At 41.7% G+C, this 13,396-nt stretch carries 14 protein-coding genes; 11 read left to right on the top strand and 3 right to left on the bottom strand.

Annotated elements, in window-relative coordinates:
• Positions 1 to 34: 34 nt before the first annotated feature.
• From IT970_RS07120 to IT970_RS07145, 6 genes are all read left to right on the top strand, one after another.
• Positions 35 to 655 (top strand): bifunctional 4-hydroxy-2-oxoglutarate aldolase/2-dehydro-3-deoxy-phosphogluconate aldolase, encoded by a 621-nt coding sequence (locus IT970_RS07120; protein WP_036968816.1) that lies wholly within the window; start codon positions 35 to 37, stop codon positions 653 to 655.
• Between the two features lie 18 nt (positions 656 to 673).
• Positions 674 to 1,678, top strand: coding sequence for a type I glyceraldehyde-3-phosphate dehydrogenase (gene gap, locus IT970_RS07125; protein WP_196857711.1), 1,005 nt, complete (start codon positions 674 to 676; stop codon positions 1,676 to 1,678).
• Between the two features lie 124 nt (positions 1,679 to 1,802).
• The gene (locus tag IT970_RS07130) at positions 1,803 to 2,147 is read left to right on the top strand and encodes a hypothetical protein (RefSeq protein WP_075593638.1); all 345 of its coding nucleotides are present in this window, start codon (positions 1,803 to 1,805) and stop codon (positions 2,145 to 2,147) included.
• 19 nt (positions 2,148 to 2,166) lie between these two features.
• Positions 2,167 to 2,610, top strand: coding sequence for a hypothetical protein (locus IT970_RS07135; RefSeq protein ID WP_118844217.1), 444 nt, complete (start codon positions 2,167 to 2,169; stop codon positions 2,608 to 2,610).
• Positions 2,611 to 2,648: 38 nt separating this feature from the next.
• The gene (locus tag IT970_RS07140) at positions 2,649 to 3,017 is read left to right on the top strand and encodes a hypothetical protein (RefSeq protein ID WP_075593637.1); all 369 of its coding nucleotides are present in this window, start codon (positions 2,649 to 2,651) and stop codon (positions 3,015 to 3,017) included.
• An 82-nt stretch (positions 3,018 to 3,099) separates the two neighbouring features.
• The gene (locus IT970_RS07145) at positions 3,100 to 4,224 is read left to right on the top strand and encodes a sterol desaturase family protein (RefSeq protein WP_075593636.1); all 1,125 of its coding nucleotides are present in this window, start codon (positions 3,100 to 3,102) and stop codon (positions 4,222 to 4,224) included.
• Between the two features lie 21 nt (positions 4,225 to 4,245).
• Here IT970_RS07145 and IT970_RS07150 read toward each other — a convergent pair whose 3' ends face one another.
• The 3 genes from IT970_RS07150 to IT970_RS07160 form a co-directional block, all read right to left on the bottom strand.
• Entirely contained in the window at positions 4,246 to 5,532 is a 1,287-nt protein-coding gene (locus IT970_RS07150) for a leucine-rich repeat-containing protein kinase family protein (RefSeq protein ID WP_231387322.1), read from the bottom strand.
• Between the two features lie 31 nt (positions 5,533 to 5,563).
• Positions 5,564 to 6,277, bottom strand: coding sequence for a YebC/PmpR family DNA-binding transcriptional regulator (locus IT970_RS07155; RefSeq protein WP_036968801.1), 714 nt, complete (start codon positions 6,275 to 6,277; stop codon positions 5,564 to 5,566).
• Positions 6,278 to 6,351: 74 nt separating this feature from the next.
• Complete coding sequence (locus IT970_RS07160; RefSeq protein ID WP_075593684.1) at positions 6,352 to 8,094, bottom strand: ABCB family ABC transporter ATP-binding protein/permease; 1,743 nt, start codon at positions 8,092 to 8,094, stop codon at positions 6,352 to 6,354.
• A gap of 207 nt (positions 8,095 to 8,301) precedes the next feature.
• Between IT970_RS07160 and IT970_RS07165 the strand changes: the two genes are divergently transcribed.
• The 5 genes from IT970_RS07165 (at position 8,302) to IT970_RS07185 (ending at position 13,374) form a co-directional block, all read left to right on the top strand.
• The gene (locus tag IT970_RS07165; RefSeq protein ID WP_036968798.1) at positions 8,302 to 9,348 is read left to right on the top strand and encodes an NAD(P)-dependent alcohol dehydrogenase; all 1,047 of its coding nucleotides are present in this window, start codon (positions 8,302 to 8,304) and stop codon (positions 9,346 to 9,348) included.
• A gap of 128 nt (positions 9,349 to 9,476) precedes the next feature.
• A complete protein-coding gene (locus IT970_RS07170; protein WP_036968795.1) occupies positions 9,477 to 9,914 on the top strand; it encodes a hypothetical protein in 438 nt (145 codons plus the stop codon).
• Positions 9,915 to 9,987: 73 nt separating this feature from the next.
• On the top strand, positions 9,988 to 11,799 hold the full coding sequence (gene secD / locus IT970_RS07175) for a protein translocase subunit SecD (protein ID WP_065979847.1): 1,812 nt from the start codon (positions 9,988 to 9,990) through the stop codon (positions 11,797 to 11,799).
• Positions 11,796 to 12,716, top strand: a complete 921-nt coding sequence (gene secF / locus IT970_RS07180) for a protein translocase subunit SecF (protein WP_075593635.1) — start codon at positions 11,796 to 11,798, stop codon at positions 12,714 to 12,716. Before secD ends, secF begins: the two co-directional genes overlap by 4 nt.
• Positions 12,717 to 12,897: 181 nt before the next feature.
• Positions 12,898 to 13,374 carry a GreA/GreB family elongation factor gene (locus IT970_RS07185; protein WP_036969237.1) on the top strand — a complete coding sequence of 159 codons (477 nt, stop codon included), beginning with the start codon at positions 12,898 to 12,900 and terminating at the stop codon, positions 13,372 to 13,374.
• Positions 13,375 to 13,396: the final 22 nt, after the last annotated feature.

Below are 13,396 nucleotides of genomic sequence, written 5' to 3' on the forward strand. Positions count from 1 at the left end.
TAATACGCCGTTACTGGGCTATGAGGAACATACAATGAGCATTGAGAAAATTTTATCATCGGCACCTGTGGTACCGGTTGTTGTAATCGAAAAACTTGAAGATGCAGCACCGCTAGCACGCGCGCTTTATAACGGCGGCTTAAAAGCATTAGAAATCACCTTGCGCACACCGATTGCGGCAGAGGCAGTAAAGCTAATGAAAGAAGCCGTACCAGAAGCATACGTAGGCACAGGTACTGTGGTTGATAAAGCGACATTTAATGCATCTGTTGAAGCCGGTGCTGACTTTATGGTGAGCCCAGGTGTAAACGACGAATTATTAGCACTGGCTAAAGAGTCTGACATTCCATTTTTACCCGGTGCCGCAACCCCCAGTGAAGTAATGAAGTTAGTAAGCCATGGCTTTAAGTTCTTAAAGTTTTTCCCTGCAGAAGCAGCGGGCGGCACCGCGATGCTCAAATCAATTGGCGGTCCTTTACCGCAAGTGACTTTTTGCCCTACAGGTGGCATTAGCCTTGAAACCGCACCTAACTACCTTGCATTAAGCAATGTTATTTGTGTGGGTGGTACGTGGATGTTAGATAAACAACTTATTGAAAACAAAGACTGGCAAGCCATTGAAGCGCTTGCTCGCCAAGCAAGTGAAGTAAAATAATTAACGGGAGATATTAGAATGATTAATGTTGCAATTAATGGCTATGGACGTATCGGTCGTAACGTATTACGTGCCCTTTATGAGTCAGCTCAAAACAACGAAATCAAAATCGTTGCCATCAACGATTTAGCACCAGCAAATGTTAACGCGCATTTAACGCAATTTGACTCAGTACATGGTCAATTTTCTCAAAAAGTAACACTTGCTGAAAACACCATGTTAATTGGTAACGACGAAATTACCCTAACACAAGAGCGTGATCCTGCCAACTTACCGTGGAAAGCACTAAATGTAGATATCGTTTTAGAATGTACTGGCTTATTCACATCGCGCGAAGCTGCTGCAAAGCACATTGAAGCGGGCGCTAAAAAAGTGATCGTATCTGCACCCGGTACTGATATGGATGCGACGGTTGTTCATGGTGTGAACAGCGACGTATTAAACGCTGACAGCAGCATCATTTCAAACGCATCGTGTACAACAAACTGTCTAGCGCCAATTGCAAAAGCAATCAACGACACAGTGGGTATTGAGCAAGGTAGCATGACAACCATTCATGCTTATACAAATGATCAAAATCTATCTGACGTTTATCACCCAGACTTATACCGTGCGCGTAGTGCGACACAGTCAATGATCCCAACGAAAACAGGGGCTGCTAAAGCCGTTGGTTTAGTACTTCCTGAACTTGCGGGTAAACTTGACGGTATGGCAGTGCGTGTACCGACAATTAACGTGTCTTTAGTAGACTTAACATTTGTTGCTAAGCGTGAAACAACAGCCGCTGAAATCAACGAAGTAGTTAAAGCCGCATCAGAAGGTGCAATGCAAGGTATTCTTGAGTACAACGAATTACCGCTTGTTTCTATCGACTTTAACCACAATCCAGCGTCTTCAATATTCGATTCTACGCAAACTAAAGTAGATGGTAAGCTTGTTAAAGTGATGGCTTGGTACGACAATGAGTGGGGTTTCTCAAACCGCATGCTAGACCAAGTTAAAGCGCTAGGTAAGTTCTTATAATAGAACCGTAAAAGTTTAAGCTTTATCCAACAAAGTCACGTTTATCGTGGCTTTTTTGGTTTTTGCTAGAAAAAACATTTTATTCGCAGTATCGTGTTGTTTACCAATATTTCAGGGAAAAATAATGAATAAAGTATTGCCAATACTATGTTTACTCATAGCATCCTGTGGCTCAACCACAACTAATAACTATCCTGACTTTACTCTCCCCAAAGACGTTTTGTTACAAGCAAAAGACGACTTTAGACGTTCTGATGATAAAATTTTATTTTTGTTGATGGTCAATCAAACGGGTGATTTAGTTAAGGTAAGGGTATTGGATAATAAATTACAAAATAAGCAATTTTTGAATATGTTCAAGAAGAATATGTACAACCTTAAATACCCAAAAGCAGATAAAAGTGATCCTGAATTCAGGGAGTTTGTTTTACCATTCGGTGTAAAAACTGAAGTCGAATTCTATGGTTAAATACATCGAGGGACGAACAATGAAAAATATCCTGCTACCGCTTCTACTTAGTGCACTTGCAATGCTTCCTAGTTATACATTCGCTTCTCAAGAGGCGCAGCAACTCGCTGTTTGCCTAACTGATTCACTCAACGGTAAGGAACGTAAGAACCTTGCCAAGTGGATTTATCTGGGTATGTCGACTCACAGTATTATCAAACCTTTCTCAAACGTGACAGAACAAGATATCGATGATACCAATCGCTATGTTGGCGCATTAGTTACGCGCTTATTAACCGAAGACTGCCCAAAGCAAGCAAAAGCCGCTATTGATGTCGGTGGGCAAGGGGCAATGGAAAATGCATTTCGTCTTGTTGGTGAAGTTGCAATGCAAGAATTAATGACAGAGCCCAGTGTTGGTAATGCTTTGGGCGCATTTGATAAATACCTTGATCAAGAAAAGTTTGATAAAGCATTTCAATAGATTTCTATCGGGAAGTCGATACCTAAATAGGGAAGTTAATGTATCAAAAATTTAAATCGTTATTAGGCAACAGCGTTTATAAATCAATCGCGCTTGTTCTCGTTATACTTCTGGCTGGCCCAGAGTTAATGATAGGTTACGAGTTAATGGCGTTAGTTGAAATTTTAGGCCCAACCACATTTGTGCTTATACATTTAGTTGGTATCAAGCTTTATTTTTATAAATTTAAACAGCTTTTTTTACGCTTTGAGTCGCATAGTGCCTTGTTTTTGCCAACATTTAAGCAGCTTAAAACAATGCCAACTTTGCTGTATCACATACTACCAGAGCGCACTTTCATCGCGAGTTTTTTACTTAGTGTTGCAGTAGGCTGCGCTCAAATAACATATTCCGCTTTCGTGTTTTAATGTCGCGTTGGCTAATTCAATTACCCATTTTTACGCATAATTGTCTGTGCTATGCTGCGACAAATTATTAAATGGATTTTAGATGATGTCTCGTATTTGTAAGCGACTCTTCCGTGCTGAGCAGTTTCACATCGGCGAGGGTAATATTAGTGGCTATATTGCCTGTTTTTTAGCGATGTTATCGTGTTTAGGTGTATTGGCTTTTCACTTCCCTGAATACCTTACAACCCCAGAATTACGACAAAGTTACAGTGTCGAATTTTTACGTCAGTTAATGTTTGTGGCACTGATTATTTCAGGCAGTTTAGGACTGTTGAACTTTGTCCGTAATACCAATAAACGACTGGGGGCAACTGCTTGGGTATTGATAACGGTGGCGATTGCGTTTGGTGGTCCTAACGTTGAAGTGGGCGACTTTAGGGATAACACGCCGTATTTAGGGCTTGATTGGTTTATTCTTGATTTACTCGGCTCTACGCTTATTTTTATCCTTATTGAAAAATTATTACCGCATCGCAAAGAGCAAAAGATTTTACGTTCTGAGTGGCAAGGGGATTTAAATCATTTCTTTATTAATCATTTAATTATTGGCTTTGTACTGCTTGCAACGAACCAGTTTGTTCACCATGCGTTTGGGTGGGCAGTGTCTGAGACTGTACAAGGCTTTATTGTGCAAATGCCGTTTGTTCTACAACTGTTTTTGATTATTTTAGTGGCTGATTTAATGCAGTATTTTGTTCATAAAGCTTATCATGAAGTGCCATTGCTTTGGCGTTTTCATGCTGTGCATCACAGTGCAAAAGAAATGGATTGGTTAGCGGGATCTCGTCAGCATATTTTAGAAATTTTAGTGACTCGCAGCTTAGTGCTTACGCCTATTTTCGTGCTTGGTTTTCCTTCTGATGTCATTAGTCTTTACGTGATCATTGTTGGTTTTCAGGCGGTATTTAACCACGCCAATGTGAGGGTTAAATTTGGGTGGTTGAAATATATCATTGTGACACCACAATTTCACCATTGGCATCATTCATCAGATAAAGCCGCAATTGATAGAAACTATGCCGCGCACTTCTCGTTTTTAGATTACGTACTTGGCACGGCGGTAAAAGGGCAAGCCGAGTGGCCTGATAAATACGGTGTGGTGGGTGATTACATGCCAGAAGGTATGCTCAAACAGCAGTTGTTTCCGTTTAAAAAGCAAAAATAAAGCCTCAACGAGGCCTTATTTTTATAACCGGTTTAATACTTCGCTAAAGCTGGGTCGCTGTATAGCTGCTACGCGTAAGCAATCTGTAGCGATGGCGGCAAGTTGTTCGGTAATGGCGTTCTCGTTGCTGACGACTGTGAGTAAGTCTTCAATAAAATAACCAAGCGCACGTATTTCTATGCCGTGTATGCATTGCTGCTGATACGGCACTAACTGTGACAAGTCGGTTGCTGCGCCAAAGTCGCCAAAAAGTAAGTCAGCGTTGTCGTTTATCATGCTGTTATGCGCATAGATGTCACCATGGCTGACATGGTTTTTGTGCAAATGCGCCAGTGTGCTGCTCATTTGTTTCACAACCTTTAGCACAAACTCAGGGCTATATTGGCAGCCATTTTCAAAGGTATCGCGAGTACAAGTGTCAAACGACGGTGGTAAACCGAGATTCCTGAAACCTTCACCAATCAGCTCCATGACTAAACCTAATTGTGATGGCTCATTTATATAGCCAAGTGCTTTGATTAGGTTCGGGTGCTCGTTTGCTTGTAAGCAACAATTTAACTCATCTAGTGGGTAGCCATCGCTGGTTATATTGCCTTTAAATAACTTAAGGGCAATAGGGCGCTGCTGCCATTGTGCTAAATGAATAAACCCCGAGGCACCTTGGCCAATTTGCTGTTTTACATCTAGTTCATCTAAGCCAATTTCAGAAAATTGCTCAGACTTTAGAGAATCTGAACGATTAAAATCATTGCCCGAAAATGCAAGCCACGCAAGTTTGGGCAGTTCAAGCAACCAGTTATCAATGTTAGAAAGCCTATTGGCACTTAAGCGAACCAATTCAAGCTCGTGGCAAGCACTCATTGACTCTGGTAGGGCCGTTAACTGATTACCGGCTAACGCTAATTTTTTTAGTTTACGGTACTCACCAAATGATTCAGGCAACGCTTTGATTTGGTTATCGGTTAAAATTAGCCATTCGATATTGCGTGGTAAGCTGTGCTCGGCAAACTCGCAAATTTGATTCCCTTTAAACGCCACCATGATTAAATTTGGGCATTGCTTTAGTACTTTCGGAATGTGCTTAAACTGATTAAATGATAAAAACAAACGCTTTAAGTTTTTTAGCGTGTGGAAATCATCAGGTAGGTCGCTTAATTGATTATTCGATAAATCGAGAATTTCTAATGTGTTGGCGAGGGTGTAAATTTCTTTTGGAAAATCAGTCAGTGCTTCTACGAGTTGCAGGCGAGTACAGCCTTGTAAAGCGCCTGATTTTAACTCTTCGAGGGTATTCAAAATTAAGTCCATGTGTTCAGGCCAACATAGTTGGCCTTGTTAATTAAAACTGTGCGTTGTGGTAAACGTTTTGTACGTCGTCGCACTCTTCTAGCATTGATAAAAAACGTTCCATTACTTCAACGTCTTCGCCTTCAATTGGTGCTTCAACTTGTGGTACGAAAGCAATGAGATCTTCATCGAAGTCGCTAATGCCCATTTCTTCAAGTGCAGTGCGCGTATTGTTGTATTCTGTGTGCGGTGCAAATACAGTGATTTTACCGTTTTCAAGTTCAACATCCGTCACATCGACATCGGCCATCATCAATGCTTCTAATACGGCTTCATCATCGTCGCCATCGAATACAAAAATAGCGAGGTGGTCAAACATATGCGATACCGAGTTTTGTGCGCCAATTTTGGCGTTTGCTTTGGTAAAGCACACACGTACGTCGGCAAAAGTACGTTTGTTATTGTCTGTTAAACAGTCAACTATGATCATGCAGTTGCCTGGGCCATACCCTTCATAGCGGGTCGCAACATAATCTTCGCCGCCACCCCCTTTGGCTTTATCGATTGCACGCTCGATTACATGCGTAGGAACTTGGTCTTTCTTTGCGCGCTCGATTAAACGGCGCAGCGCTAAGTTGCCATCAGGGTCTACACCGCCATTCTTAGCGCAGATATAAATTTCTTTACCGTACTTAGAATAAACTTTGGTTTTAGCACCCGCAGTTTTAGCCATTGAATCTTTTTTATTTTGGTAAGCTCTTCCCATCTGCGTGTTGCCTTTTTGTTTTAGTGAAAATTAAAGCGGCTATTCTAATCATTTAGCGCGCTAGTTAACAGTTTTTATTCTTCACTCTGTTGTAATTGCCACATTCGGGCATACTCGCCATTCGCTGCGAGGAGCTGCTGATGTTGACCCTGCTCAACCACTTTACCATTTTGCATTACAATGATTTTATCGGCATCTGTAATGGTTGATAAGCGGTGCGCAATAACAAGACTGGTGTGTTTTTTAGCCACTTCACGCATGGCGCTCAGAATAGCTTGTTCTGAATGTGAATCGAGAGCCGAGGTTGCTTCATCAAACACTAAAATCGGTGAGCCTTTCAAAATTGCGCGAGCAATAGCTATGCGTTGTTTTTCGCCCCCCGATACTTTTAAACCACGCTCACCAACGAGTGTTTGATCGCCCTTATCAAGACTTGCAATAAAACTATCAAGGTGCGCAAGTGAGATCGCGTGATCAATCTCAGCCTCGCTTGCTTGGGGGTTACCGTAAGCTATGTTATCGCGAATTGTGGTGTTAAATAACACGGTGTCTTGCGGCACAATAGCAATTGCTTGTCGTAAACTTTCTAGAGTAACCGTATTAATTGCTTGGTCATCAATATAAATGTTTCCTGCATCGACATCATAAAACCGATAAAGCAGGCGGCTTAAGGTACTTTTACCAGCTCCACTGGCACCCACAATGGCGACTTTACTGCCAGCTGCTACCTCAAAGCTTAATTGCTTTAAGATAGGGCGTTGCTTGTCGTAACTAAATGACACATTGTCGAAGCGAATAGCTGCGTTGTGTAATTTCAGCGGTGTGGCATGTGTATCATCGCTTATTGCTGCTTTTCTATTTAAAAGCCCGAGCATGTTTTCGAGGTCGGTGAGTGCACGGCGGATTTCTCGGTACACAAAGCCTAAAAAGTTGAGCGGTAAAAATAACTGAATCATGTAGGCATTAATCATGACCAGCTCACCAATACTCAACTTTTTATTGACAACATCGCTGGCGCCCAGCCACATTAGTGCCGTTATGGCCGCAGCAATAATAAGTGCTTGTCCTGAATTAAGCGCAAGCAACGACATGCGGTTTTTAAGTCGCGCTTGTTCCCATTTAGCGAGAAAACTGTCGTAGGTGTTTGCTTCAAACTGTTCATTATTAAAATATTTTACTGTTTCGTAATTAAGTAAACTGTCGATTGCACGGGTATTCGAATTATTATCAGCAGCATTTGCTTCACGAATAAATCGGTTGCGCCACTGAGTGACAACAACAGTAAAGACAATATAAGTTGCAACGGCCACGAGGGTCACTAAAGCAAACCACGCAGAGAATAGGGTGGCAAAAATAATCGCCACAGTCATAATTTCAAATAAAGTGGGCACAATATTAAACATTAAAAAGCGCATTAAAAAGCTAAGTCCATTGGTGCCTCGCTCAATGTCGCGACTAATACCGCCGGTTTGTCTGTCTAAATGAAAAGCCAATTCGAGGTTATGTAAATGTTTAAACACTTTTAGACCGATATGACGCATTGCGTGTTCTGTTACGCGTCCAAAAAGGGCATCACGTATTTCGCCAAAAAACACACTCGCAAAACGAAGTAAACCATAGGCCACTAATAGGGCAACAGGCACACTTAAAATAGGGTGAATATTGGCATCAACGGCGTCGATAATTTCTTTTAGAGCCCAAGGCATCAATAATGTCGCGCCTTTAGCAGCAATCAGTGCTAATACTGCTAAAGTAACTCTTCCTTTAAACGTCATTAAATAGGGCCACAGTGTTTTAATGCTTTGTGACAAATTCATAGCATCAGGGGATTTTGTAACCTGTTCTCGACGGCTCATTCCACGCATGGGGGTCTCTTAGAATTAATTTAATAAAAATAGGCAAACATATCGGTATTTTAGGAAAGTGAAAATGCAGCTTTACCTCTATACTGGTGACAGTATACATGAGAGCATTAACATGTAGTTAAATACAAACGTAAACACGAAGAAAGTAAAGGAGTAATCATGAAAACCATTGGTTATGCAGCACATGCCTCAGAAAAACCTTTAGAGCCGTATCATTTTGAACGTCGTGCACTTCGTGACGAAGATGTCTCGATTGAAATCCTTTATTGTGGTGTGTGTCATTCAGATTTACACACTGCAGAAAATGATTGGGGATGGACTCAGTACCCCGTTGTGCCAGGTCATGAAATTGTAGGCCGTGTTCTTGAAGTAGGCAGCGGCGTTACTAAGTACAAAGTAGGCGATCATGTTGCGGTAGGTTGCATGGTTGATAGTTGCCTGAGTTGTGACCAATGTCATCAGGGTGAAGAGCAGTTTTGCCGTGAAGGCATGGTTGGCACTTATTCTGGTCAAGACCGAATTAGCGGTGAATTAACCCAAGGCGGCTATTCAAAACACATCGTGGTGCGTGAAGAGTTTGTATTACGTGTACCAAAAGGTTTAGATTTAGCTAAATGCGCACCTATTTTATGTGCAGGTATCACAACCTATTCACCACTTCGTACTTGGAATGTGGGTCCGGGCAGTCGTGTGGCTGTAATCGGCTTAGGTGGTTTAGGCCACATGGCAATTAAAATTGCAGCGGCAATGGGCGCACATGTGACGGCTATTAGCCGTAGCGATAAGAAAAAACAGCAGGTGCTATCGTATGGCGCAAAAGAGTTATTAGTCTCAAGCGACGAAGCGGCGATGCAAGCACATGCTAATCAATTTGATCTCATTATAAATACCATACCTGTAAAGCATGACTTTACACCTTACATGCCATTACTTGATATTGATGGTACGCAAGTCTTGGTTGGTCAAGTGGGTGAGCTTGCTGAGTCAAACTCAGTTCCAATGTTATTGGGGCGCCGTCGTGTTGCCGGTTCATTGATTGGAGGGATAGCGCAAACACAAGAGATCTTAGATTTCTGTGCCTTACATAATATTCTTCCGGAAGTTGAAATGATCAAAATGGACGAAATTAATGATGCCTTCGATAAATTAAAACAAGGTGATATGGCCTCACGTTTTGTCATTGATATGTCATCATTAGACGTGTGATAACAACGCAGTAAGTTGACACTAAAACGCGAGCCTCTTTAGGCTCGCTTTTATGTGTTTAATGACTTGTTTTTTATTTTTTAACCCTCATTATAGAGGGGTTATCCGCTTAATTTATTGGTTTCTCTTTGTTACGGTTTTTTTCAGTCATTATATTGCTATTTACTGTGCTTTTTAGTGCACAGAGCTTAGCTGCGCCTTCGACTGATTCGCCACTGGTTGCCACTAAATTTTATCAGCTTGAGTTAACTAAACCCCCTATCATTGCCCATAAACAGGTTATTGTTCATCCAAAGCCTTTAGAAAAGTCGGGTTTTGATACTTTATTACCCCGACTTACAGCCAGTAATTCATCCTTATTTCTTTACCATAGTCAGGTAGATCCTGATTATGAGTTATTGATTGAGTTTTTCGCTGAAAACTGGGGTAAAGCACATTTCTTAGCACCTCCTAAAAGAGCACAGACTGTTCCTTGGTTTGCTATTACGAGTGCGCGAAAATCACGTATTAGTGGCTGGAAAGACGCTAATCTTATTTATAAAGCCCGCGCTACATACCACAGCTAAACGACTTCCTTCGTCATTTTTTTATTTTAGGAATTAATTTTACCGGCTTAATAGAGTCGGAAGGAAGTCTTGTATGTCAAAGAAACAAAAGCCGACGTTTTGGCGTCGACTAAAAATGAGCTATGCCGCTATGATAGCTGCCTGTATTTTATTAGCTATCAGTGCGTTACCTAATTTATACCCAAATAAATCGTGGTTACACATCGAGCAACCTGAACAGGTTGTATCACTGCAAATGGTGACTAATTCGCTAAATCAACAGGGTTTTAAGGTAGACAAAGCGAATGATTCAGCTAATCAGTTGGCTATTTTATTAAATGAGCCAACACAAAGTGCCAATGCGCTGAGCTTTATTAAAACAGCGTACCCCACCTTAAATAGCAAAATTGTTGAGCATGCCACAAGCCCTCAATGGTTACAGCAGTTAGGCTTATCGCCAATAAAGCTCGGGCTAGATTTAAACGGTGGCGTGCTATTCGTGCTTGATGTTGATTTAGATAAAGCGATGCAAGAGCACCTAAGTAGTGTCTATCAACAAACTAAGTTAGTACTTCGCAAAGAGAAAGTACGCGGCATTCGTGCCAGTGAAGTGAAAGGCGGCATTGAACTGCACGTTTTACCCAGTGCTGAAAATAACCTGGCTGGCTTAGTCGCCACGTTACAAGCGCAATTTAAAGGCCTCGTGCAAACTAAATCAACCAGTAATAATTTAACCACGGCGTTTTTGCATTTTGATGAGCAAAGCCGCAGTGAGTTTGATAAACAAGTGATGGCGCAGAGCTTAACAACATTACGAGGACGTATTGAAGAGCTCGGTATTACTGAAGCGGTAACACAGAGACAAGGCAAGCAGCGTATCCGCATAGAGTTACCCGGTGTGCAAGACCCCGCAGAGGCAAAGCGGATCATTGGTGCGACAGCAACCCTTGATTTTTATCAGGTTGTTGAAGTAGGTGGCAAAGCCTTTAATGTACAAGGTGGCGGAGTTGTTAACCTTAACCCTGTCGCTATTTTTTCGGGGGACCATATTAATAACGCTAATGTGGGCAAAGATGAGTGGGGGAAACCGCTTGTTCAGTTGAGTTTAGATTCGCAAGGTGGCGATGCAATGTCTGCTTTTTCAAAACGCAACATTGGTAAACCCATGGCCACTGTTTACTCAGAGTATTCGCGAAACGCCAACGGCGAAGTGATTAAAAAAAGTGAAGTGATTAATATCGCCAATATTGCTCAACATTTAAGTTCACGTTTTAGTATCACCAATATGAAAAGCCCACAAGCGGCCTACGATTTAGCATTGTTATTGCGTGCAGGTTCGCTCACAGCACCCGTTACAATAGTTCAAGAGCAAACGATAGGGCCAAGCTTAGGTGCTGAGAATATTGAGCATGGCCTTGCTGCATTAATGCTGGGTATAGGCATTACTCTTGCTTTTATGGCGCTGTGGTATCGCCGCTTAGGGCTTATTGCCAATATTGCTTTATTACTTAATTTAACGGCACTAGTGGGGTTAATGTCATTATTACCGGGCGTTGTACTCACGCTACCTGGCATTGCGGGCTTAGTGTTGACCATAGGTATGGCCGTTGATACTAATGTGATTATTTTCGAGCGTATTAAAGAAGAAAAACGCAAAGGTAGACCCACCTATCAAGCCATTGAGCAGGGTTATAATCAAGCATTTTCCACCATTTTTGACGCAAACGTAACAACCATGATTACGGCGATTATTTTGTATGCAGTCGGGTATGGCCCCGTCAAAGGATTTGCCATTACGTTAGCACTTGGCTTACTCACCAGTGTGTTCACCGGTGTGTATATTTCAAAAGCACTTAGCCAAACACTGTATATTAAATTAACGAATTTAGCGGGGGCAAAAGCATGAGCTGGTCTACATTAACAGCAGCAAGTAAAGCGCGCGTTTTAGGATTACTTCTAAGCTGTGCGCTAGTGATAAGTAGCCTTGGGGTGTTATCGGCTAAAGGGTTAAACTTTGGACTTGATTTTACAGGGGGCTATATCACAGATATTAGCACCGAATCGGTTACCTCGATTGCAGACTTAACAGCAAAGTTAAGCCCTGAGGTCGTCGATAAACTAATAATAAGCAAAGCAGGCGATCATCACTTTGTTTTAAGACAAGCCCCAGACCTTAATACAACGGCTAATTGGCAGGCAGAGCTTAGCCAGCAAGGCATTGACTTTAAAGTGCTTTCAACTTCATTTTTAGGGTCTCAAGTGGGTGATGAGTTATTTGAGCAAGGTTGTTTAGCACTTTTTGCCGCACTTATCGCAATTATGGTGTATTTAGCCGTGCGTTTTGAATGGCGACTGGCTGTGGGCTCAGTGGTCGCACTATTACATGACTTAATTTTGGTGCTAGGTTTGTTTTCGTTATTAGGGCTTGAGTTTAATTTAACCGTGCTGGCGAGTTTATTAGCAATTATTGGTTACTCATTAAATGACTCAATCATTGTTGGCGACAGAGTCAGGGAGCTTTTACGTATTCAATCAGGTAGTCAGCGCATTGATACTCATGTGGTGATCAACGATGCAATACGCTCTACACTCACTCGCACATTAATTACCTCAGGTACAACACTTGCGACCATCGCATGTATATGGCTGTTAGCCGGTGCTGCATTAACCGGGTTCGCGATTGCCTTATTTGTCGGCATTGTGGTGGGAACATTTTCATCAATTTGTATTGCTGCCACGTTACCGCAGTTATTGGGTCTGAGTAGCGATAATTACACGCAAACTTTAGATGATAAAACCCAAGCTTACATTGATATGCCTTAACCACACTTGCGCAGGGTTAATCATGATTAACCCTGCGCTTTTTTAAACTTAGCACGCGCAATATAAAGCACCAATCAGATAAGCTAATGAGCTATTGCTAACATATTCAAACCATATCAGTTCAGTTACAAAAATCGTAAAACAGGGTAGAATGCGCATTTTACGTTTTAGCTGCTTTGATATGAATAAAACACACGTTATAGAACACCTTCGTTTCGCCTTAGAATCGCAATTACACCGTGCTAAAGAAGCGGCAAAAGCGGCTCATGATGCTGCCACCCATGAAGAAAGTGTGGCCGAAACTCAATACGACACCCTAGGATTAGAGGCGGCCTATTTAGCTCAAGGTCAAGCTGAACGAGTGAATGAATGTTACCGTGATATTCAAGCGTTTAATACGGTATTCAAAGAAACAGAATTTCCGAAAGTTCGCGAAGGGGCATTGGTCTCTCTTATTGATGATCAAGACCAGCAAAAATGGTTCTTTATTGGTCCAAGTTCTGGTGGCTTATCAGTGACAGTTAAAGAGCACACGATTTATGTTGTGACTCGCGAAGCACCTTTAGGTAAAAAATTGCTTGGTAAAAAAGTGGATGACGAAGTCGAACTTGTCATAGGCGACAAAAAGCAGTTTTATACCATTGATAAGTTAATTTAAACACACTGATTTTTAATTAGTA

It is taken from the genome of Pseudoalteromonas sp. A41-2 (genome assembly GCF_015767615.1).
Taxonomy (GTDB): Bacteria; Pseudomonadota; Gammaproteobacteria; order Enterobacterales; family Alteromonadaceae; genus Pseudoalteromonas; species Pseudoalteromonas lipolytica.

Coding starts and splice junctions, on each gene's coding strand:
- IT970_RS07120 (WP_036968816.1), top strand. CDS start 35: ATGAGCATTGAGAAAATTTTATCATCGGCACCTGTGGTACCGGTTGTT.
- gap (WP_196857711.1), top strand. CDS start 674: ATGATTAATGTTGCAATTAATGGCTATGGACGTATCGGTCGTAACGTA.
- IT970_RS07130 (WP_075593638.1), top strand. CDS start 1,803: ATGAATAAAGTATTGCCAATACTATGTTTACTCATAGCATCCTGTGGC.
- IT970_RS07135 (WP_118844217.1), top strand. CDS start 2,167: ATGAAAAATATCCTGCTACCGCTTCTACTTAGTGCACTTGCAATGCTT.
- IT970_RS07140 (WP_075593637.1), top strand. CDS start 2,649: ATGTATCAAAAATTTAAATCGTTATTAGGCAACAGCGTTTATAAATCA.
- IT970_RS07145 (WP_075593636.1), top strand. CDS start 3,100: ATGATGTCTCGTATTTGTAAGCGACTCTTCCGTGCTGAGCAGTTTCAC.
- IT970_RS07150 (WP_231387322.1), bottom strand. CDS start 5,532: ATGGACTTAATTTTGAATACCCTCGAAGAGTTAAAATCAGGCGCTTTA.
- IT970_RS07155 (WP_036968801.1), bottom strand. CDS start 6,277: ATGGGAAGAGCTTACCAAAATAAAAAAGATTCAATGGCTAAAACTGCG.
- IT970_RS07160 (WP_075593684.1), bottom strand. CDS start 8,094: ATGAATTTGTCACAAAGCATTAAAACACTGTGGCCCTATTTAATGACG.
- IT970_RS07165 (WP_036968798.1), top strand. CDS start 8,302: ATGAAAACCATTGGTTATGCAGCACATGCCTCAGAAAAACCTTTAGAG.
- secD (WP_065979847.1), top strand. CDS start 9,988: ATGTCAAAGAAACAAAAGCCGACGTTTTGGCGTCGACTAAAAATGAGC.
- secF (WP_075593635.1), top strand. CDS start 11,796: ATGAGCTGGTCTACATTAACAGCAGCAAGTAAAGCGCGCGTTTTAGGA.
- IT970_RS07185 (WP_036969237.1), top strand. CDS start 12,898: ATGAATAAAACACACGTTATAGAACACCTTCGTTTCGCCTTAGAATCG.